Source organism: Armatimonadota bacterium, assembly GCA_039679645.1.
Lineage (GTDB): Bacteria > Armatimonadota > UBA5829 > UBA5829 > UBA5829 > UBA5829.
On sequence record JBDKUO010000014.1, the window covers coordinates 1 to 21,709 of the forward strand.

22 protein-coding genes, 3 tRNA genes and 1 riboswitch are annotated in these 21,709 nt (G+C 51.0%); of the genes, 10 read left to right on the plus strand and 15 right to left on the minus strand.

All coding sequences use genetic code 11. The annotated features are described in order from the left end of the window. The 7 genes from ABFD83_02915 to def form a co-directional block, all read right to left on the minus strand. Nucleotides 1-103, minus strand: a 103-nt coding sequence (locus ABFD83_02915) for a GTP-binding protein (protein MEN6356019.1), incomplete at its 3' end; no start/stop codon positions are given. Nucleotides 104-273: 170 nt separating this feature from the next. Next, nucleotides 274-348, minus strand: a tRNA-Thr gene (locus ABFD83_02920). A 58-nt stretch (nucleotides 349-406) separates the two neighbouring features. Next, nucleotides 407-491 (minus strand) — tRNA-Tyr (locus ABFD83_02925). A 45-nt stretch (nucleotides 492-536) separates the two neighbouring features. After that, a tRNA-Thr gene (locus tag ABFD83_02930) sits at nucleotides 537-612 on the minus strand. After that, nucleotides 613-1,260 (minus strand): RNA polymerase sporulation sigma factor SigH, encoded by a 648-nt coding sequence (sigH, locus tag ABFD83_02935; GenBank protein ID MEN6356020.1) that lies wholly within the window; start codon nucleotides 1,258-1,260, stop codon nucleotides 613-615. Between the two features lie 181 nt (nucleotides 1,261-1,441). Further along, nucleotides 1,442-2,398 carry a methionyl-tRNA formyltransferase gene (gene fmt / locus ABFD83_02940; protein MEN6356021.1) on the minus strand — a complete coding sequence of 319 codons (957 nt, stop codon included), beginning with the start codon at nucleotides 2,396-2,398 and terminating at the stop codon, nucleotides 1,442-1,444. A 75-nt stretch (nucleotides 2,399-2,473) separates the two neighbouring features. Then, nucleotides 2,474-2,965 carry a peptide deformylase gene (gene def, locus ABFD83_02945; GenBank protein MEN6356022.1) on the minus strand — a complete coding sequence of 164 codons (492 nt, stop codon included), beginning with the start codon at nucleotides 2,963-2,965 and terminating at the stop codon, nucleotides 2,474-2,476. A gap of 219 nt (nucleotides 2,966-3,184) precedes the next feature. On the opposite strand from def, the gene ABFD83_02950 reads away from it, so the two are divergent. Further along, nucleotides 3,185-3,949: a PEP-CTERM sorting domain-containing protein gene (locus tag ABFD83_02950; protein MEN6356023.1), complete on the plus strand. Its 765-nt coding sequence runs from the start codon at nucleotides 3,185-3,187 to the stop codon at nucleotides 3,947-3,949. Nucleotides 3,950-4,022: 73 nt separating this feature from the next. Here the strand turns inward: ABFD83_02950 and ABFD83_02955 are convergent, their stop codons facing one another. Then, nucleotides 4,023-5,072 (minus strand): Gfo/Idh/MocA family oxidoreductase, encoded by a 1,050-nt coding sequence (locus ABFD83_02955; protein ID MEN6356024.1) that lies wholly within the window; start codon nucleotides 5,070-5,072, stop codon nucleotides 4,023-4,025. Nucleotides 5,073-5,382: 310 nt separating this feature from the next. Between ABFD83_02955 and ABFD83_02960 the strand changes: the two genes are divergently transcribed. Then, on the plus strand, nucleotides 5,383-7,530 hold the full coding sequence (locus tag ABFD83_02960) for a 3'-5' exonuclease (protein ID MEN6356025.1): 2,148 nt from the start codon (nucleotides 5,383-5,385) through the stop codon (nucleotides 7,528-7,530). A gap of 121 nt (nucleotides 7,531-7,651) precedes the next feature. On the opposite strand, the gene ABFD83_02965 is transcribed toward ABFD83_02960, so the two are convergent. Then, nucleotides 7,652-7,978 carry a hypothetical protein gene (locus tag ABFD83_02965; GenBank protein MEN6356026.1) on the minus strand — a complete coding sequence of 109 codons (327 nt, stop codon included), beginning with the start codon at nucleotides 7,976-7,978 and terminating at the stop codon, nucleotides 7,652-7,654. 197 nt (nucleotides 7,979-8,175) lie between these two features. Between ABFD83_02965 and hpnJ the strand changes: the two genes are divergently transcribed. The 3 genes from hpnJ to ABFD83_02980 are packed head-to-tail and all read left to right on the plus strand — an operon-like array spanning nucleotide 8,176 to nucleotide 11,453. Continuing rightward, nucleotides 8,176-10,662: a hopanoid biosynthesis associated radical SAM protein HpnJ gene (hpnJ, locus tag ABFD83_02970; protein ID MEN6356027.1), complete on the plus strand. Its 2,487-nt coding sequence runs from the start codon at nucleotides 8,176-8,178 to the stop codon at nucleotides 10,660-10,662. Continuing rightward, on the plus strand, nucleotides 10,644-11,078 hold the full coding sequence (locus ABFD83_02975) for an EamA family transporter (GenBank protein MEN6356028.1): 435 nt from the start codon (nucleotides 10,644-10,646) through the stop codon (nucleotides 11,076-11,078). Before hpnJ ends, ABFD83_02975 begins: the two co-directional genes overlap by 19 nt. Continuing rightward, nucleotides 11,079-11,453, plus strand: a complete 375-nt coding sequence (locus tag ABFD83_02980) for an EamA family transporter (protein MEN6356029.1) — start codon at nucleotides 11,079-11,081, stop codon at nucleotides 11,451-11,453. A gap of 38 nt (nucleotides 11,454-11,491) precedes the next feature. On the opposite strand, the gene ABFD83_02985 is transcribed toward ABFD83_02980, so the two are convergent. The 6 genes from ABFD83_02985 to ABFD83_03010 form a co-directional block, all read right to left on the minus strand. After that, nucleotides 11,492-12,355, minus strand: a complete 864-nt coding sequence (locus ABFD83_02985; GenBank protein MEN6356030.1) for a DNA glycosylase — start codon at nucleotides 12,353-12,355, stop codon at nucleotides 11,492-11,494. Between the two features lie 30 nt (nucleotides 12,356-12,385). Then, entirely contained in the window at nucleotides 12,386-12,790 is a 405-nt protein-coding gene (locus ABFD83_02990; GenBank protein ID MEN6356031.1) for a type II toxin-antitoxin system HicB family antitoxin, read from the minus strand. A 33-nt stretch (nucleotides 12,791-12,823) separates the two neighbouring features. After that, nucleotides 12,824-13,018 (minus strand): type II toxin-antitoxin system HicA family toxin, encoded by a 195-nt coding sequence (locus tag ABFD83_02995; protein ID MEN6356032.1) that lies wholly within the window; start codon nucleotides 13,016-13,018, stop codon nucleotides 12,824-12,826. 144 nt (nucleotides 13,019-13,162) lie between these two features. After that, nucleotides 13,163-14,473 carry a TldD/PmbA family protein gene (locus tag ABFD83_03000; GenBank protein MEN6356033.1) on the minus strand — a complete coding sequence of 437 codons (1,311 nt, stop codon included), beginning with the start codon at nucleotides 14,471-14,473 and terminating at the stop codon, nucleotides 13,163-13,165. Next, a complete protein-coding gene (locus tag ABFD83_03005) occupies nucleotides 14,470-15,930 on the minus strand; it encodes a TldD/PmbA family protein (GenBank protein ID MEN6356034.1) in 1,461 nt (486 codons plus the stop codon). Before ABFD83_03005 ends, ABFD83_03000 begins: the two co-directional genes overlap by 4 nt. 135 nt (nucleotides 15,931-16,065) lie before the next feature. After that, on the minus strand, nucleotides 16,066-16,824 hold the full coding sequence (locus tag ABFD83_03010; GenBank protein ID MEN6356035.1) for an MBL fold metallo-hydrolase: 759 nt from the start codon (nucleotides 16,822-16,824) through the stop codon (nucleotides 16,066-16,068). Between the two features lie 100 nt (nucleotides 16,825-16,924). Continuing rightward, nucleotides 16,925-17,033, plus strand: a riboswitch (TPP riboswitch). Between the two features lie 60 nt (nucleotides 17,034-17,093). Between ABFD83_03010 and thiE the strand changes: the two genes are divergently transcribed. The 5 genes from thiE (at nucleotide 17,094) to thiL (ending at nucleotide 21,696) form a co-directional block, all read left to right on the plus strand. Continuing rightward, nucleotides 17,094-17,732, plus strand: a complete 639-nt coding sequence (thiE, locus tag ABFD83_03015; GenBank protein ID MEN6356036.1) for a thiamine phosphate synthase — start codon at nucleotides 17,094-17,096, stop codon at nucleotides 17,730-17,732. A 100-nt stretch (nucleotides 17,733-17,832) separates the two neighbouring features. Next, entirely contained in the window at nucleotides 17,833-19,119 is a 1,287-nt protein-coding gene (thiC, locus tag ABFD83_03020) for a phosphomethylpyrimidine synthase ThiC (protein ID MEN6356037.1), read from the plus strand. A gap of 330 nt (nucleotides 19,120-19,449) precedes the next feature. Further along, entirely contained in the window at nucleotides 19,450-19,662 is a 213-nt protein-coding gene (locus tag ABFD83_03025) for a hypothetical protein (GenBank protein MEN6356038.1), read from the plus strand. A gap of 17 nt (nucleotides 19,663-19,679) precedes the next feature. Continuing rightward, nucleotides 19,680-20,519, plus strand: coding sequence for a hypothetical protein (locus tag ABFD83_03030; protein ID MEN6356039.1), 840 nt, complete (start codon nucleotides 19,680-19,682; stop codon nucleotides 20,517-20,519). Nucleotides 20,520-20,697: 178 nt separating this feature from the next. After that, entirely contained in the window at nucleotides 20,698-21,696 is a 999-nt protein-coding gene (thiL, locus tag ABFD83_03035) for a thiamine-phosphate kinase (protein ID MEN6356040.1), read from the plus strand. Nucleotides 21,697-21,709 lie beyond the last annotated feature (13 nt).

The following is a 21,709-nucleotide window of genomic DNA, read 5'->3' on the forward strand; positions in this document are numbered from 1 at the left end:
CCGCAGTGATCGCGGCAGTCAACGTTGTCTTGCCATGGTCCACGTGACCTATCGTTCCAATGTTCACGTGCGGCTTCGTCCTCTCAAACCGCTGCTTTGCCATATTATTTGCCTCCAAGAATAAGCTGATATACTAAATTACTATTTTGGTGTTTCGAGAACTTGTTCCCGAAACTTTACATCGTATCGGGAATAAATTCCCGATACACCGATTGCAGATTATCAGCAACCATCAACCGACAACCGTTAACTGATAACCGTTTTTCTAATTTATGGAGCCCACAATGGGATTCGGACCCATGACCTCCTCTTTACCAAAGAGGTGCGCTACCCCTGCGCCATGTGGGCACACGACACTAAAAATCCGGCTGCCAAGCCCTAGCTTGAAGCCGGACGCTCAAAACTATGGTGGGGGGAATTGGATTCGAACCAATGTAGGCATCGCCAACAGATTTACAGTCTGCCCCCTTTAGCCACTCGGGCATCCCCCCAATTTTTATTTTATATTTTAGATTTTGTATGTAATATTTTTTGATTGGAGCCGACGATGGGACTCGAACCCGCAACCTGAGGTTTACAAAACCCCTGCTCTGCCAATTGAGCTACGTCGGCTCAGTTTAGCTCCATCAGAGCGCGCCCGACTTTCCTCTTTGCCCGCTGCAGTGCGTTATCAACGACTTTTGGCGACTTTCGGAGCGCACAAGCCATCTGTTGATAGCTCCTGCCACCCATATATCCCTGCAACACACCGCGTTCCAGGTCGCTAAGGTTCCGAGATGCATGAGCGCACACAAACTTTATCGTCTGCCGCTGCATCAAAACACGCTCAGGATCGGCAACTCCGTCATCAGCCACTACATCGAGCAGACATCCGCCATCCTCACCACCAATGCCATGCGCGTCCAGCGAGACACAATTATTAAGCACACCATGCTTAAACCTTGTCGCAGACTTTACAGCCGTGATAATTTGCCGGGTCACGCACAACTCAACAAACGAACAGAACCGCACCCGCTTATCAGCCTGAAAGTCGCGAATGGCCTTGAAGAGGCCGATCATGCCCTCCTGGACCACGTCTTCCGCTTCGGCTCCAGTAAGGAAATAAGACCGTGCTTTACCCTCTACAAAGCCTTTATACTTCTTCAGCAGATATTCAGTCGCACGGGAGTCCCCCTCTCGCGCAAACTCAACTATCTGCTCGTCGCCCAGCCGCGAAAGCCGCGACGAAAATTTTGATTCCAAGAGCTCCGTGGGAGCCATATTCTCCTCCGTTTCTTATCACAGAAACGGAACAGACCGGCTGCTGCCGGGATTCGCGCTCACCCCCGCGCAAGCTCAGACTCGATATATTATATTGGCATGCGCACAACCTGTCAATACCCTAAACAACCTAAAGAATAATTGCCGGTAAAAACAGTGGTCACTAACTGGCTTTGACAAGTTACTTTTCCATTACAACTCGCTCGTCGAAACGGCCGCCCGGTTTCAATGACATCCCACGAGCAAAATCTGGAGCGGACATCCGCTGTCTCGATTCCGCCTGGACCTCGCGCAATACCACAGCGCCGCTCTGCGCCGCGACCTTGATACCTTCCCGATTCACATCAATTATTTCACCAGGTTCTCCAGTCGCGCATTCACCACCGACGACAGCAGCACTCCAGACCTTTATAATTGTCCCGTTGAGCCGTGTAAATGCGCCTGGTTTGGGCGTGCAGCCTCTGATCAGGTTCACTACATCACTTGCAGAATGCCGCCAGTCTATGGCGCCTGCATCCCGTGAAAGCGAACGAGCAAGGCTTGCAAGTTCATCATCCTGAGCGACAGAGCTGATTTTTCCGGATTCAAGATCATCCAGGGTATCGATCAAAAGACCGGCTCCAAGTAGAGACAACCGCACGGAAAGCTCTCCCGCAGTCTCATCCGGCAGGATATCGAGAGTTTTTTGAAGCAGGATATCGCCTGTGTCCCAGCCCTCATCCATCAGCATGGTCGTAACGCCTGTCTCGCGCTCGCCTGAGATTATGGCATGCTGAATTGGCGCAGCACCTCTATATTTCGGAAGAATGGAACCGTGAACATTCACAACACCGTGTTCGGGCCAATTAAGCAGGTCCGGTGTTATCTTCTGGCCGTATGCAACAACCACCATAGCCCCGATCGGACCATAGCTTTTGATGGATGCAAACGAGTCCGGATCACTGATCTTCTCGGGCTGCAAAACAGGAATTCCATGGGCCAGGGCTACTTCCTTTATGGGACTAATGAGCATCTGCCGCCCACGCCCTCTTGGTTTGTCGGGCTGAGTGATCACTGCCGACACCTCATGCGCAGAAGCAATCAGCTTCTCCAGCGACGGCACGGCAAATGCGCTTGTCCCTGCAAATATTGTCTTCAACCCAACACCCCACCCTATTTAGTATTTTATATTTTGTATTGATTATTTACTGTGTATTGCATATGCGTGTTCGAGTTAGTCTTCTTCATACTCATCATCATCATTGACCGGCACTGTCTCTAGTGTATCGGGATCCGCGCGGTCAATAAACATCGTCCCATCCAGATGGTCCATTTCATGCTGAAAGACCCGCGCTAACAGATCGTTAGCCTTCATCTTGACCTTTCTGCCATCTTCATTTATACCGGTTACGACAACATGCGTCGCCCGCAGCACCTCTCCCTGCAAACCCGGTATGCTCAAACAACCCTCGACACCCCACTCCTCGCCGCTGGAACTGAGCATCACGGGGTTGACAAGAGCATGCAGCCCCTCACCAATATCATATACAAACAGACGAAGAGATCTGCCCACTTGAGGCCCGGCCAGACCATAACCATGGCTTACGGCCAGGACATTACACATCATCTCGATCAATGACCTGATATCGTCATTGAACTCCTCGATTTCATCTGCGTGCCTGCGAAGAATCTCATCGCCATACTTGACAATCTTGCTAGATTCCATATTCCAAATAATACTCCCCCGAACTCCGGTCAGCTACACATCGCCGCACCTATTAAATTTAATCACCCAATGGCCTAAAAAGTCAATCTATACCCAGGACACATAAATATAAAACTACCAACCAGCAAAATTAGTTTTGGCACGTTTCTTGCAATCAATATACTTGAATGAAAGGACCGGGTGCGCTGCGCCTTATATCACAAGTGGAGATATGCCAAATTGAAAAGAACAAAGACAATAGTCATAGCTCTTATCTTAACGCTGTCGGCAGCGGTGTTGGGCACAGCCGCGGTTGCAGCAACCAGGACTGATCCCGGCTCATTCCTGGTATATAAAGCAGACAGCGTTGATTCGTTCGTCAAGCAGATATTATCCAATAAACGGGTTGCAGCGCGGTATGCCAGGCACTACGGTATTTCTCCCGACAAGTTGGGCAAATATTTCTTTGAAAACATCAGTATAAAAACACTGGACAAACCTTATGTGACTACCGTCTATTTCATATCCAACGGCAATGTCATAAAGCAAAAGCAGCGAGTTCTAAAAACCGGAAGCAAAGTATTTGTCGGGCCCAACGGACGTCCGCTGCTTGAGTGGCGCTGCGGTAACCCACTGGGGACCAAACTGCCGCCTGCTCCAAAACCTGTTGCGAAAAATACAGGTTCACCAGCGCCGGACTGGGCTGTGGCTCCGGCTCCAACCCTCGAAGTAGCTGCAGCAGCGGCTGAAGCGCTTCCGCAGGCTGTCCCGATTGCCGCGGCTCCGACACTTGCATTGCAAAATGCAATAGTTCCGGCAGCGGGAGGGTTCGCTTTCTCACAACCGCTTATGCTGCTCGGAGGAGCTCTCCCTATGCTTATCGGTGGTGTGGCTGTAAGAAATAATAATAGTACCACCCCGCCGGTCCCTGAACCGGCAAGCATTGTGACACTTCTTGTCGGAGCATCCGGCATTATATTGCGCGCAAAACGCAAGAAATATTAGATTTAGTATTTTATATTTAGGATTGAAATTTGGGAGCCTGTTGCAAAGTGTATTGCAGCAGGCTCTTATTGTTTTAGTTGCGGTATTGTGTGGCGGCTTTCACGTCGGAAATGACTTTTATCACGCTCAAAGCCTCATCCATTGTAATCGGGAAAGGCGCGCCTTCGCGGACGGAGGAGTATAGGTAGTCCCAGATTGAAGTCATATCGACCTTGAGCTGCGGCTCGACGGGAATAGTCTGCTCTACCCATTCGAGCTTTTCGGGCAGACAGTAATCGCCTATATCCGGAGTGCCGGGGTTCGCGGACTTGTTTGAAAGCTCCTGGTTAGCGTCTATATAACGCAGTTTTATAGTCTCTTCATCACTTGAAAGAGCCCCGCGCGTGCCCCATACCATATACACATCCTGGCCTAAAGCGGCGCCGAAGCATATCTCCATATCCACCATCCGACCGTTCTCACCCATAAACACAATCTTGATATGGTCCTCCGCATTGCCGATGGTTGCAATGCTCTTGAGATCACTGAACATCGACTTAACAGGAGATTCCAGCAGGCGCAGGGCATGGTCAATGATGTGAGGGCCCCAGTTAAGCAGCATCCCCCCACCGCACTCGATGATTGTCTGCCAATCGCCGCGGCGTATATACTGCGCGCGCTGCAGCTTGATCTGATATACGTCTCCAAGAATTCCCGATGCAATGATCTCTCGAATATGCGTAAATGCAGGCTCGAAACGTCTGTTGTGGCGAATATAGAGCCTGTTTCCTGTCGATTCGGCTATCTTGGCCAGAGCAAGTGCGTCTTTATAAGTAGTACACATGGGCTTTTCGAGAAACACATATTTGCCGGCTTCCAAAGCCAGCTTTGCATGCGCAAAGTGATCAAGAGAGCGAGTTGCTATGTCCACCATCTCAACCTTGGGATCGGCTATGAGGTCCTCTACGCGCTCGTAAGCGGAGCAGCCGTAACGCTCGGCCATCATGTTACGCCGCTCCTGAATTATGTCGCATGCTGCGGCAATCCTGAACTTGGATTCCCTGCCCTCAAGCTCTTTCAAATGCATCGATTGTGTCGCCCGTCCGATGCCGACTATCCCCAGGTTGATTGGTCTGCTATTCATTGCCTGTATCAAAACCCCACTATTCAACAATACTTGGACACAACAAACACCGCATTACCGAGCATCCTTCAATACAGCTAAAGTAATTCTCCACATTGTATGAGCGACAGCATTTGCCCACTAATGCCATTTTGCATTGTAATCTCAAACGCAAATGCTTCGCCCGAACCCATTTACCACGGGTGAAACATTTGCGACAAGATTTTAGAAGCTAACCAAACTTGATTGGCAAATGCTTCACCCCTACAGGTCTGTGACACGCGCCCCAGGATGCTCGGATGTGTGTTGCTGATGGTATAATATTTGAGTTATGGAAAACGTTGAAAAAATCCTTTTCGGCAGTGATCCGACAGAAGGAATAGTCGCAGTGGAGGTCGGAGTGGAGACCGCCGTCATATATCGACGCGTGGAAGGCGCGATGGTCACCCAGGAAGCGCCGTTCAAACGCTGGATCCTCACGACCGAAAAGCATCAGGTAGCAGACGCGCAGTGGACCGAGCTTGAGGGCAACGGCTATAGATTCCTCGCCGAGTTCGACAGCAGCAGCGCATATAATGCCGCACGATATTGGCTGCGTGACGCACACGCTCTGCACATCGCCATTCCCAACTCCGCAAAGCAGTATTTGACCAGGACCGGCCAGACGCTCTTTAAGGGTATGGCATTTGATGATGCCGTGCGAATACAGCTCGACATAGAGACGCTTGCTCTGACACCGGACAAACCTGAGAATGAGATATTCATGATCTCGATCCGGGACAACCGAGGCTTCGAGACCCTGATTACCGGAGATGAAACGCAAATATTGAGAGATACGGTCTCATGTGTGCGTGAACGCGACCCGGACATAATAGAGGGCCACAATATATACGACTTCGATCTTGCTTACCTTGCGGCTCGCGCAAAGTATAGAGGCGTCAGGCTGGCATTCGGACGCGACGGCACTGAGGTCACCTTCAGCCAAAAGCAGCAGTGCGCGATAGGCTACTACTCCAGACCGTTCACACCGGCTCATATCCATGGCAGGCACATAATCGATACACTTCTGGCCGTGCAGAGGTGGGACGTATCCCGCGCGAGTCTGTCAAGTTATTCGCTCAAGGCCGCTGCGAAGGCTCTCGGCATTGCGGAAGATGACAGAGAGATTATCCCTCACGACCGGATAGCGCAGGAATGGCTGGATAATCCTGAACGAGTGAAGAAATACACGCTGCAGGATGTCAGGGAGACCGATCTGCTGGCGGGTATAGTCTGCCCATATGAGTTTTATCTGACTCAGATGGTGCCGGACACATATGGCCACGCCGCAACATCCGGCACCGGCGAAAAGATCAATTCGATCTTCATTCGCCATTACCTCAGCAAAGGCCGTGCGATCCCGGAGCAGACTGAACAAAAAACGCTGCCGGGCGGTTATACCGAGGTGCGCACGACAGGCGTAATTGAGCGAATCGTAAAGTGCGACGTGGAGAGCCTGTACCCGAGCATTATGCTCACACATAAGATCAAGCCGAAAAACGACACGCTCGATATATTTCTGCCCGCTCTCGCGAACCTGGTGCAGAGGAGACTGGCCGCAAAGCGAAAGGCCAAAGAAACTCAAGGCCGTGAGCATGAATACTGGGATGGACTGCAGAGCGCGTTCAAAATCCTGATCAATTCATTCTACGGCTACCTGGCCGGACCTTTCAACTTCAACGACTATGAGGCCGCGGCGAAAGTCACAACTACAGGCCAGAGGCTGGTCAAGCAGATAGTAGAAGAACTGGAAAAAGCTGGAAGCTTGGTGGTGGAAGTGGACACCGATGGAGTCTATTTCAGCCCGCCCGGCGAGATCGATTCCGAAGAAAAAGAGATTGACTATATAGAACGTATAGGCTCGGCGCTGCCTGTAGGCATAAGGTTGGCGCACGACGGGCGCTATAAAGCCATGATTTCAGTCAAGATCAAAAACTATGTGCTGGAGTCTTATGACGGCAGGAAGACGTTCAGAGGTTCGGCGCTGAGGTCGCGCGCGGATGAGCCGTTTGGATTGGACTTCATATCAAGCGCTGCTGAATATCTGCTGCGCGGTGAGAAAGAAAAAGCGGGCGAACTCTACAAATCGCTCTCCGAACAGATCAACAATGGTCAACTGGGAATAGATAAATTCGCCCGGCGCGAGAGGATCACTGAGAAGACTTTCCACTCCACCGGCAAGAGGCGGATCGCACAAGCCGCAAAGGGGACAAAGGTCGGACAATACGTGAGTATTTACCAGAAAAATGACGGCTCAATCGGGCTTGCGGGTGACTACTCGGGCGACGAGGACAGGCAATATTTGCTGGAAAAACTCTATAAGTTCGCAAGCCGCCTCAGGGAAGCATTTGGTGAAGACTTTGATGTGCTGTTCCCCAAACCATCAGCAAAGAAGCAAGCGGAGGCTGCAGGACAACAGACATTGGGCCTGTTCGACTGAATCAACATTCAGGCAAAGTCGCAAGGCATTGAGGGGTAATAAGTAAATGTGGACTCCACGTCCACCACAAACAAAAAAATGCGGCCCTTTGATCAGCGTCCCCTCACTGGTTGAAGGGTCATTAAACTGCTTCGGGGGGAACTTCAGGCGCAGGCAACATTCTACAACCTGTAGCTGCAAAATACAGTTGAATGCCTCTGCTTGCAACCTGAGAGCCCGCTATGGCCATTACGATAAGCAGGCAGATCCTGCCCATAAGCAATACTACTGACTCCCCCAAGCGGTTGGTGGTGGTCTGCGTCGCTGAGACAGGCACTGTAGGTTTGAGAATTATAGCATTTGAGTTGAAATACCGATATGCCGCAATAAACACAAAAACCAGTATAGCCACCCCGGCAAGAAAAACAAGCATACCTATTATGCGACCAGTCAAATCGCCCTTATGCATCCAGAGCCTCCAAATCGGCCAAAATCACTGACGGCTCGGATGATCACTTGCCGAGCACTATTTCCTTATACCCCGCAGCAGCAAAATCCTTCGAGATTTGAATTAATCTAAACTCGATTTCAAACTAAACACCTCCGAGCATATGTCAACTACCTACCTGTTTAGAGCCGATCTGCGAGGGGCAAATATGAAGCAGTATGAAAACACTCTTTCTCAATCCTCCATCTTTTCAAGGTTTCGACGGCGGCGCCGGTTCAAGATATCAGGCAAAAAGAGAAATAAAATCATTCTGGTATCCCACATGGCTCGCTCAGGCGGCTGCGCTTGTCGAATACGGAAGAGTTATTGATGCGCCGGCGGATGATTTGACTGTCGAGCAGGTCCTGAATATTTGCGCTGACTATGACCTTATTATTATCTACACAAGCACACCGTCATTTGCCAATGACTCTCGTCTGGCTGATAAAATAAAGCAATGCTACCCCGATGCTGTGATTGGGTTTGTTGGCCCGCATGTAAGTGTGCTGGCTGAGGAATCTTTGAGCTCGGCTAAGGCGGTTGACTTCGTGGTCAGGCGCGAGTTCGAGATTGCTGTCCAGCAGATATCGCAAGGACAGCCGCTCAGGGCGATAAATGGGATCAGTTGGCGAGATGGGACCGATATCCGCCATAACAGTGATTCAGAGCTTATTAGAGATCTGGACGCGCTGCCCTCCGTTATAGATATCTACAAGCGCGACCTTACTGTAGAAAACTACTATATCGGGTATCTGATGCACCCATATCTATCGATATACACGGGCAGAGGCTGCCCCGGGCGATGCACTTATTGTCTGTGGCCGCAGACTATATCGGGCCATGAATATCGGGTTCGCAGTCCACGATCAGTGTGTAAGGAACTGGCCAGAGCAAAAGACATGTTTCCGCAGGTAAAGGAGTTTTTCATAGACGATGACACTTTTACCGCCAATACCGGGAGAGCGGAAGAGACTGCAAAGCTGCTCGGTTCGCTTGGGATCATGTGGTCGACAAGCAGCCGAGCTAATGTGCCTTACGATACACTAAAAGCGCTTAAGGAATCCGGGTTGCGGCTGCTGATGGTGGGGTATGAATCAGGCAGCGATGATATTCTCAAAAACGTTCGCAAGGGAATAAGCACCGACATGGCTCGCAGGTTCACTAAAGACTGCAAGTCCCTTGATATCGCTATTCACGGAACGTTTTGTCTGGGACTGCCGGGTGAGACGAAGCAGACAATCGAGCAGACTATTCGCTATGCATGCGAGCTTGGCCCCGACACAATACAGGTCTCTATTGCGGCACCCTACCCCGGTACAGAGTTTTACGATCAAGCGGTATCCAATGGCTGGCTTGCGCCTTCTGAGCTGGTTTCGCAGGACGGGACGCAGGTCTGCCCGATGCATTATGAAAACATATCAGCCGATGAAATCAGTGAAGGCGTTGACCGGCTCTACAAGCGGTTTTATTTCAGGCCGAAGGTGATGGCTCGAATAGCGCTGCAGATGGCTAAAGACAGTGAGGTCAGAAAGAGAAGACTGCGCGAGGGAAAAGAGTTTCTTGGGTTCCTGAAACAGCATCGCAACAGTGCGCAAAAAAACGAGTCTACATTCAAACAGGTAATGAAAAACGGCGGACCGGGATTCTGCCAGTTCGCAATTACGGATGCCTGCAACGCGGCATGCAAATTCTGCAACTTCAGAGTCGATATGAGCATGAAACGCACATATGTCTCGCTGGAAAACGCCGTGGCGGCGCAAAATATATTGGCTCGAAACGGCATAAGATATATCGCCTACATTGGCGGTGAGCCTACAATCCACCCCAGCCTTGCCGATATGATCACGCACGCGAAATCACATGGTATGAAAACAATCATCTGCACCAATGGCTCGGTGCTATCGGGGGACAGGATAAGTGAATATGTCGAAGCGGGTCTGGACAGTGCGATCATATCGGTGGACGCGCCGTCTGTCGAAGCGCATGAACAAAATAGAGGCATTGATGGGCTCTGCTCTCGAATCGCATATGCAAATATCATTTTGCATGATGCAGGCGTAGAGACCACTGCATCGGTGACGCTGAGCAAATTGCTCGGAGACCTCTCCAGGCTGCCTGACTTTCTGGAATCGCTCAACTTTCGCCAGGTGACATTCTCATATCCGCTAAAAAGTCTTGGATCGAGCTTTCGCAGCTACTCGGACTCCGATCTGTTAGATTATACGGACGATGAGCTTGTGGACGCATTCGAGAACGTAATTAAGATGAAGCGGAGATTTCGAGTGGTGAACCCGACTGCCTCGCTAAGAGAAATGCAGAGGTTTATCAGAGGTGAAAAGCAACGCTTTCCTTGCCTTGCAGGATTGAAATATTTCTATCTGGACTGGAACCTGGATATGTATCGGTGTCACGCATGGCCGGAGCGTATGTGCTCGATATTCGACTTTGATTCATCAAAACTTGTACGTGACGGCTGCACGCGGTGCATGATCGACTGTTACAGAGATGCAAGCGTGCTCCATGAAGTCGGCATGGCTATTTTCGACGCCAAATGCAGTCTTTTTCATGGCTGTCCGGGCAAGGCTGCTGCGCGTCTTTTCAACACAAACACATTTGAGGCGGCTAAGTCCGTTCTGGAGGATATGAGTTGGATCAAAAAACTCTAGAGAAAGCCGCGCCACAAAGAGATAAGATGCGTATATCAAGGCTCAGCAGAAACAAAATAAAGGTGCTCATCGCGATGTTCTTCGCTGTTATATTCGGAGCATTCGGAGATATATCCATTCGCTACGGAATGCGCGCTGTGGAGGCGACAAAACATGCTTGCATATACAGTCATTTTGTCTGCGCGGCTACCAATCCGTTTGTATGGATCGGAGTGCTGCTGCTGGTGCTGTTTTTTATACTCTATCTTACATCACTCTCGTGGGAAGAACTCAGTTATGTGCTGCCGCTGACTGCTGCTGACTATGTGCTTGTAACAATCTTGGCGTTTTTCCTGCTTGGCGAGGATGTCTCGCCTATGCGCTGGGCGGGGAGCCTGCTTGTGGCAACGGGAATTGCGCTTGTGGTGAGGACTTAAATGCTTAGAGTTGGAATTGCTCTCGGGCTGGCAATACTGTTCGGCGCAATCGGCGACATCCTTATGAGTAAAGGCATGCAGGAAAATGGCGCTGTAAGCATCCGCCACATCAAGGACTTGCCGAAAGTAGCCAAACTCGTCTTTTCGCGGCCTCTGGTGATCCTTGGAGTAGTATCAATGGCGATTTACTTCGGGTCATACGTGGCGGCGCTCGGATGGATAGACGTCAGTGTGGCAAACCCACTTACGGCTCTGAGCTACCTCATCGCCAGCGCATATGCGGCTTTTGTTATGAAAGAGAAGCTTGGTATAGTGCGTGCCGTGGGAATATTGCTGATAGTTCTAGGGGCAATTTTGGTAGGGTTGAGTTCATGAGAATTATTACTTAGTATTGAGTATTGAGTATTTGGCGGTTATTTGGTCAGGTCTTCGTAGAATAAAAACTGCTGCGCCCAGCCTGCATATTTGCCGTATCGGCTGCCGAATGTGCAGGATATGCATTTGTACACATTATCTGTGATGGTCTTGGCCTTCAACTCGGGCAGAAACAGCTTGTGGGCAAGTTGACGAACGTGCGTATCGACAGGCACAGCCTCGTCCTTATCCAAAGAAAACAGGCAGACACAATCAGCTATCTTTGGGCCTACCCCTGGCAGATCCAGCAAAGCACGCTTGTCATCGGGATAATGCATATCTCGAAGTGAGGAGAGCCAGCCGTCACCCCGCTTGATTATCTCCAGAGCCACATTCCTGACAAGGCGACCTCTGAAGCCGAGAGCTTTGTTATTATGAAGCACTGCTGGATCAGCATTTGCAATCGTCTCAGGGGTCGGAAACGCATAATAGCACGAGCCTCCGACTTCGCAGACCAGATCGCCGTATGTAACTGCAAGAGTCTCCACGGCGTTCATAATCCTCGGGATGTTATTGGCGGCAGAACAGACAAATGAGAAAAGAGCCTCTGTCGGGTCCTGACGAAAGAGACGTAGACCCCGGAACTTATTCGTAAGTTCAGCCAGATGAGGGTCCGACTTGCCCAAAGCAGCATAGATGGCGTTTACATCATCATTGAGGCGGAGATAGTCCTCAACCAGAGGCTTGTCGGAATGCGGATGAGTCCTCCATAGCAAACAACCATCCTTCACCTCAAGCTCGACCAGCTTATCTCTGACTACACCTGCCCAAACGCCACCGCGTTTGCGCCATCGAAATGCCTGCCCGCAGGTCATTGTCAGATCGAGGTCTAAAGGCTGCCCCTGAAGGTCTATCTTTTCCATCCGAGCCTCCCCTGCTGTCGGTAGTCCAGATTAAGGAGTTCCCAGCTTTTCTCTCAACGCTTCCTGGAGGAGTTGGGAAAAGTTAATTCCTTTTTCAGACGCTTTCTTGTTCAGCCATTCCGGTATGGTAAGTGTCTTCTTGACATATACAGGCTTAATCCGCCTGCGTATCAGCTCCATATCCACATCTATCAGAACCGCACGCTGATCTGATCCAAGCTCGACATCCATAAGTTTTGTTGGTTCGGGTATCGGGGTGCCATCCTGCAAATCGGCATAGAGTCTGGATCCCAATGCATCCCGCGCCATTCGCATTGCGTCAAAATCCGTATCAGCTTCTGATATACAGCCGGGCAGATCGGGAAAAGTAATCGTAATGCCGTCATCCGAATAATCGAAAACAGCCGGATAAACATAGTGATCATTTCTTTTCACAGCGTGCTCTCCATGCAGACAAGCTGGATATTGTTAATCCAGCAGCCCTGCTTGTTTGAGAATGCTTGCCAATGTCTTAGGTTTCAAGTCGTTGTTATGGAAAGGCACGGTAATCTTGTTCGGATAATTGGAGTGCTCGAACTGTCTGTGACCTCCAACAGCCGGGATTTCGTGCCACCCATTCTTCTTCAGCAGCCTGATGACTTGCCTTGGAGTCATCAATTTCATTGTCCGGCTTCCTCATTCTACATATGGATTATACCACAAAGTCAACACGTGTCAACACGTATTATAGACGGGTCGGAGGCAGGTATACCCCCGACCATCATGGCAGTAACTCATAACGCACAACTCGGAACTCGCAACATTGTTTTAGAACGCAGTCCCGCTGAGGAACGTGAACTTGCCCGTCTTGATTGCCGGAGCAAGAATACCGTCGTCGAGGATGAGGTCTTTGCCCACCATCTCGACTTTGGCCAGAGCCTCGACAATACTCTGATTGAACCTCAAATTTTTGACCGGCGCGACTATCTTGCCGTCCTCAATCAAAAATGTACCATCACGTGTCATACCCGAAACGGCAGCAGTCATCAGATGGGTTATATTTGCATAGTGGAAGCGCGTCATCATGATTCCGCGTTTGGTGGATGCGATCATCTCAGGAATGGTTGCATCACCAGGACCCATTATCAGATTGATACCGCCGGAATGACCTGTCGACTTCTTGCCTTCGCGATGAGCTGTATATGAACCGTAGAGCACTCCGCTTGCCACACCGTTTCTGATGATGTCTACATGCTGCTTTGCAACGCCTTCGCTATCAAACGGCGCTGCTATTGTTCGCGGATCACGACCATCATCCCAAATGCTTATTTTGTCGCTGACAATCTTTTGACCCATCTTGCCACACATGAAGGAATGGCCTTCCTGATATGACATAGCGCCCATGCCTGCATAACGAAAATCATAAAGCATATCGCAGACCGCGTAAGGCAGCATAATACACTCATAATCGCCCGGAGGAACATCCACCGGATTACGACTCTCGTAGGCTCTCGCTGAAGCTTCTGCACCTATCGCTCCCGGTTGAATCTTTGAACTGTCCATGAAATGACCCTGTGCATAACCGAAACCGCCGTCGGGACCGGTCACAACACACGTGAGCCGCGCATCAGTGCCTTGATAATATGAATCGACACCAAGGCTGTTCATAACGCCGTGCTCAGATGCGCTCACATTGTATGAACCGGCTGCAGTCCCACCAATGCGGTCGGATTCGATTACAATCTGACGAACAGCATTAGCTCTATCCTCGGGCGTCATATCTGCAGTGCTCCGGAAGTATGACTCGACCTCGGGAATACGTTCCACAGGCTCGGGAAGAGAGACAAAATCAGGGTTCTCGTCCTGATGATGAACCATTGCGATGGCTTTATCCACAAGGTCACGAATCCCCTGCTCGCTGATATCATTTCCGCTGCAGGAGGCTACCTTCTTGCCGAAGACCGCGCGTACCCCGATGCCGACATTCTCAAAGCCCATATTCTGGTGGATCGTGGAGTTTGCAAAACGAGTCAGAGCTGACGTTCCTGTGCGGATGCTGACCTCTGTCTGGTCCGCGCTAGAATGGCTCAATGCGATCTGCATCAACGATCTTAATTTATCCTGACCAAGTAATTTCATTTCGCACCTCCCATTCTTACGTCGGTAAACCTTGACGGAGCAGCTCCATTTCCAACATGAGCGAGCTGCGCAGGTTCGCCCTTACCGCAATTGGGCACTCCATACAGATGCCAGTCGTCCTGGCCGCAGATCGCATCACACGAGCCCCAGAACTCCGGGGTCATACCAGAATATATCGGGTTCTTGAGGATCCGCCCGAGCGAGCCGTCCTTGATCTCCCACGCGATCTCAGTGCCGAACAGGAAGTTCAGGCGCTTGTCGTCGATGCTCCAGCTCTTGACGTCGGCGGCGTAGATGCCGTCGGGAGTGTCGGCTATCAGTTCATCGAAAGACCAGTCACCCGGCATCAGACTGACATTCGTCATCCTGATGATGGGCATATAGTTCCAATTGACTGAGCGCATAGCGCCTGTGCTTCGCTGACCGAGCTGGATAGCAGTCTCTCTGGAACTAAGATATCCTTTGAAGATACCGTCCTCAACTACATTGAAACACTGGCCCGGAACTCCCTCGTCGTCAAAGCTGAAAGAACCGAGACCGCCGGGTATTGTAGCATCGGCGGTCATATTGACCAGATCGGAACCATAGCGGAAGCAATTGAGCTTTTCAGGTGTAAGAAAGCTTGTTCCGGCAAATGACGATTCCATTCCGAATACACGATCAAGCTCCACCGGGTGGCCGCATGATTCATGCACCTGGAGCGCAAGGATCGAACCCTGAAGTATCAACGACTTAGGTCCTGCGGGGCATACAGGAGCATCGAGCAGCGCCACAGCCTCACTTCTTACTTCCTGGGCATGTTCGAGCATTTCAAGCGACTGCACGAACTCATAGCCCTCTGCGGCGTAATCGCCTCCGAATGCGCCCGGATAAGACCTGGTCTGTACTTCGGAGTTCTCTATCGCCGTAGCGGAGATTCCCGCGCCGCTCTCGATCCTTGTCTGCTCAATATATGCGCCTTCAGTGCTCGCGAAGACCTGATCGAACTTAAAAAACTCCATAAAACTATCAGTTACCTTAACCTTGGGATCCTGCCTGAGAACCTCATCGGCATCCTTAAGGTAAGCTATCTTCTCATCAAGCGAAACGTCAAACGGGTTAATCTTCCAATCGGTCTTAAACGATCCTTCGTGAACCTCCACGGGCGCAAGCTTTACATCTTTTATCTTCACCCGCGCAGACGCACGAGCGATACGCACCGCTTCTTCAGCGATCCTTCCGCCTGCCTCATCGGTCACGATGGGACTGGATGCAAATCCCCACGCTCCATCGAGCAGAACCCGCACATTGAACCCGTAGCTCGATGACTGGTTTAAGCCTTCAACTTTGCCTGTTCTCAGGCTTATCGACTCATTGTCACGACGGACAATGCGCATATCGGCATAGTCCGCTCCCAGCTTCTTTGCCTGACTGAGAACCTTCTCGCAAAACTGCCTGCAGTCAACTGAATCTTCCATATTTCCTCCAAGCCGCCTGCCCAAATCAATCAATGGACATATATTTCCGTGTGCGGCAATCTTTGCCTGTCATCTCTGGACATATTATAGAATCAAACCTCGGACTCCTGCAAATCAGAAGTAAGAGGTAAGAAGTTAGATTTCTATCTTCAGCCCGTCATAGGCTAACTGCACATCGGGTGGGAGTGCACGGTTGGTTTGGTCGTGCTCCAGACGATGAGCTATGTGAGTGAAAAATGCCCGGCGGGGTTTGAGTTTGCATATAATGGAGAGCGCTTCGCTTACGCAAAAATGTGTCTCGTGCGGCTCATGACGGATAACGCCCAGCACGAGCGTATCCAGACCTCTCAGCAGTTCTTCCGAGGATGCGGGGATGCGGCTGCAGTCTGTTATGTAGCCGAAGTCACCTATTCGATAGCCGTAAATCGACAACTCACCGTGAAAGATCGGAACGGGCGTTACGCCTACCCCCATATCGTCAAAAGGACCGTCGAGTTCGACCAGATCGAGTTGAGGTTTGCCGCCGCCAATTTGGGTCGGCACAAACACATATTGAAAGGCTCTGCGCACACACTCCAGCGTCCTGCCTGAGCCAAAGCAGGGCATGGGTTTGCCTGAGATATCATTGAAGCGGCGTATGTCATCCAGACCGAAGATGTGATCTGCATGAGCGTGAGTGAGGAGAACCGCATCTACACGGCGGATGTTCTCTCTCAAAACCTGCGCACGCATGTCGGGACCTGTGTCGATCAGAATATTGACTCCATCGGACTCCACAAACACGGACGAGCGAGTCCGCTTATTATGCGGATTAGCCGACGTGCAGACGGGGCAATCACAGCCGATCATGGGGACTCCGTGCGAAGTACCTGTGCCCAGAAACGTTACTCTCATTTCATTTGCTCCGTAATCATGCTAGCCCGGGCATGCGGATGTGTCAAATGGTTTGACAGGGCATTTATCGAGTGGTAAACTTGATTTGACCGCTAGAGCGGAGAGCCGCTGGGGGTGCCTTAATTTTTGAGGCTGAGAAGCTCATATGGGCTAACCCTTGGAACCTGAGATCGGGTAATGCCGACGAAGGGAAGCGGAGATGGAACCTTTGCAGCCGCGAGTCCCGTCTCCCGGGATTGGCGGCTTTTCGTGTTTTTGAGGACTTAGTATTGGTTGGACAATTATCAGGACTCTACGTTATAACAGATTCGCAGCTCCAACCCGGACGCACGCATGCACAGATCGCCCGGGCAGCAGTCGAAGGTGGAGCCAGATTTATTCAGATCAGGGATAAGCACGCCTCGGACCGTGAGTTTTATGAAGCCGCGCTTGAGGTCAGAGATATCACGGAGGCGGCAGGCGTGATGTTTTTCGTCAACGACAGGCTCGATGTCGCCGCGGCGGTAGGTGCAGACGGCGTGAACATCGGCCAGAATGATCTGCCGGTGGATATTGCGCGGGGACTGCTTGGCGAAAAAGTGATCATCGGCGTATCGGCGGACAGCATTGAACAGGCGAAACAGGCGCAGGAAGACGGCGCGGATTACGTAGGGTTCGGTCCGATCTTTACGACTACAACCAAGCTCGACGCTGGACCCGTTTCAGGCCTTGAGACGCTCCGAAAAGTTTGTCATGAAGTATCGATCCCGGTGATCGCAATTGGCGGGATATCTCTCGAAAATATCGGTTCGGTTGCGGCAAATGGGGCGGCATGCGCGGCAGTAGTGTCGGCTGTCGTCTGCGCGGACGATATGGTCGCTGCAACATCTGACTTAGCTAAAGAATTTACAAAATTTGTAGGATGGTAAAGATGCAAGGTAACAGGTAATAGGGAACAGGCAACAGACCGAGCTAACCTCTTTCTGTTACCTGTTGCCCGTGATCTGTTGCTTCAGTTGAGGTAGAATATTGACACAATTGGAAGCAGCCCGAAAGGGCAAGATAACCCCTGAGATGGAACTGGTGGCAAGGGATGAGCGGATTAATATAGACTTGCTTGTTCGGCGCATCGCGGAGGGGAAAATTTGTATTCCAAAGAATGCAAGACGTGATTTTGCGTCACCAAGGGGCGTAGGGCTGGGCCTAAGGACCAAAGTGAACGCCAATATCGGAACATCCGCAGCGTATCCTGACCTTAAGGATGAACTGATCAAGCTCAACGTGGCGATAGAAGCAGGGGCTGATGCTGTGATGGACCTCTCCACAGGCGGAGACCTGACCGGCATCCGCAAAGTTATACTGGACAAATGTCCTGTTCCGGTTGGGACGGTCCCTATCTATGAGGCGGCTGTCAATATCGCGAAAGAGCGCGGAGCCATAACTCGTATCACAGGGGACGATCTGCTTGATGTAATAGAGCGGCAGGCAAAGCAGGGTGTGGACTTTATGACAGTCCACTGCGGGATCACAAAAGAGTCTATAAAAAGGCTGCGCGATCAGGGGCGTGTGACGGATGTCGTGAGCCGCGGCGGGGCATTTTTGGTAAAGTGGATCATCGCGAACGACAAAGAAAACCCGCTATATGAGAGATATGACGATCTGCTTGCGATTGCGCGGGACTACGACATTACCCTCAGCTTGGGAGACGGGTTCAGGCCGGGATGCACCGCCGACGCAACGGACAGAGCGCAGATTCAGGAGCTTATTATCCTGGGTGAGCTGGTCAAGCGCGCCAGGGAGGCCGGCGTCCAGACTATGGTCGAGGGGCCGGGGCATGTGCCGCTGGATCAGATTGCTGCGAATATGGCCATTCAGAAGCGGCTTTGCGAAGGCGCACCGTTTTATGTGCTTGGTCCTCTGGTAACCGACATTGCACCGGGTTATGATCACATAACATCGGCAATTGGCGGAGCTATCGCGGCAACAAACGGCGCAGATTTCCTTTGCTACGTCACTCCATCCGAACACCTGGGCTTGCCGACTGCGAAGGATGTGAAGGACGGCGTTATAGCCTCTCGAATCGCAGGACATGCTGCGGATTTGGTTAAGGGCATACCAGGCGCTAAGGAGTGGGATCTTGCGATGAGTAAGGCGCGCAAGGCTCGTGACTGGAACAAGCAGATAGAGCTTGCAATCGACCCGGTGCGCGCGAAGGAACTGCGTGACCAGCGCTCCGGCGGATCGGAAGACGTCTGCTCTATGTGCGGCGAGTTGTGCGCGATGAAGGTCGTAGAGGAATACTTGAAGAAATCTTAGATTTGGGATTTTATATTGAGTATTGACTGTTATGCTTCGGGAACAACGCTGATGCATACCAACACAATTTATATGTAGCGTGAGTTCCCGAAGCTTGCAATGCGTTATAAGGTTGGTGAAGCTGCGGGAATTGATGTTATGTTTGATTTATAAGGCTGCGAGTCAGCGGCATTTCCGCAGCATAGCGGTGGGGACGACCGTCAGAAACGCTGAAGATTACGATGGCGCAAGGTTTCAGCGATTCAGTTATTCAGCGTCTCAGCGGTTTATAGCAGATTCCTCGTTCCTCGGAATGACATGATCTATAAGCTGAGCTATGGAGCAATAAGCATGACTAATGATGAACTCAAAGCAAAAGCAAAGATGTGCCTGGAGTGTCCGATCTGCAGGAGTGGACGCAAGAACCAGCGAGGGCTTGCATATCTATTCGTAAAGCTCGTAGACCGTAAAGTCTGCCCTGCGTGCAAGGCGTTTGAAGAGGTCACTGGGCAGAAGGCTTTTGAGCCTATTACTCAGGATGCTATTGATAAAATCACGGGATAAACCCCAGGAATAGTTCGATGAAGCTAACCTACCACATTGCACCATCAGGCTGGACTGCAGACTCTCCCAACCCATTCTCACAAGACGGCAGCTACAATGGCTGGAGCTGCTTTCAGATCGAAAATGACCTCGACCGAGAGTTTGTGCATGGCAAGGCCAAGAGCGGCCTTTTTCATATGCGGTTCGGACCAAATGTGGATAGAATAGAGGCCAGGCTTGCGGATTTTCTGCGCTACGAACCTCAGCACGGCAGGCAAGTGATTATGGCTTGCCCGGATAATATTGACGTAGATTCTCTCGTCGAGCGCGTCTTGGCTGAACATCCTGAGGGAAGCTTCATCACACACGAAGAATCAAGATGGCTTGTGCATTCAACCGATCTGCAGGCTTGGGAAAGCATTAAGAAATGCGGCGAGCTGCGGTCGCTGGCACGATTGAACAGAGAAGGTGGGAATGTGCTCGCACTCGGAATGATGGAACTTGGAGAACCGAGTGACTATGCTGAGTACGTTATGCTCGGTGTGCCGGGTTATATCGGGCCCGAGAATGTGGTGGCGTCAAGAAAAGTCGGCAGGATATTCACGGAAGAGGATACACCATATACGCCGGGTGCACGTCTATATTTCGATGGGCATCGTATAATAGAAGACGGCCTGGCTGCATATGATGGCGTGCATCCGATTAAGGTGCACGATCATCTGCCGCTTGAGCCATATCTTGTTCTTGCAGTTACGGCTGCAACTGTTGATCCTGAATCGACTGTTAGCGAATGGACACCGAGACAGTTTCTTGATGCTGCAGATGCTCATTTTTTCAATTTTGCCAATTACACACAATGTCATTCCGAACGAATGTGAGGAATCTGCTTTTCAAGCGTTTCAACAGCAGATTTCTCGCTACGCTCCTAAGAAAACGTCTATGTGCTGACGACAAACAAAGGGTTCGCATCCAAACGTTTTTCTAATCGAAACAAGTGGGCAACCCCCACTGGGGGCTCGAAATGACTCCACGACAGGATAATTTTACTGACCGCTGATGAAAATATCTCAACTGGGCGGCGAGGCCGCCCTTATTAATTTAATAAGAGACAAATTCGGCGCGGTGACCGATGCCAACCTCGCTCTGGCAATAGGTGACGACGCGGCGTTAATTCGATGCGGCGAGTCGTATATGATCGTCACAACTGATCTGCTGGTCGAAAAGACTCACTTTCGGATGGATATTAACGAGGCGTATCTGCTGGGTTGGAAGAGCGTGGCTGTCAATATCAGCGATGTGGCGGCGATGGGCGGGAATCCTACTTACTCTTTCGTCTCTATAGGTCTGCCGGATGTGGATGTAGCGCTGGTCGAGAAGATCTATGAGGGTATGTATGACGTCTCCAATGCATTCGGAAGCGTGATCGCGGGCGGGGACACTGTCGGAAGCGAATGCGGGATTGTCATCAACGTCACGCAGCTTGGGACTGTCGAGCAAGACAAAGCTGCCAGAAGAAGCGGCGCTAAGGTTGGTGACTCGATTATCGTTACCAATACTCTCGGCGACTCTCTGGCAGGGTTGCAGTTGCTTCTCAAGTATGGCATGGACGAAGCCAGACGGATAAGCGAGTTTCTGGTCGAAAGACATCTCAAACCAGAGCCCAGGGTATATGAGGCTCGCGCAGCTGTCGAGACGAGTGTGGTCCGCTCAATGATGGACCTGAGCGACGGGCTGTCATCAGACCTTGCGAAGCTGTGCGAGGCGTCCGGTATTGGGGCTAAAGTCTTTGCCGAAAAGCTCCCCACCTCTGAAATGCTGCATATTGCGGCTGCTCGGTTGGATACTGACCCTGGCACTCTGGCCGCAAGCGGCGGCGAGGACTATGAACTGCTCCTCACCTGCGCATCCATGGACGCCGATACGGTAATCAACGCGATCAAATCTGCAGGATCGAGCGCGGCTGTGATAGGCGAAGTGGTTGACGAAAGCGGGGTTGCACTGGTATCCTCAAGTGGAGACAGGCAGCCTATGCCTCATGGCTGGAGCCATTTCTGATTTTATATTTAGT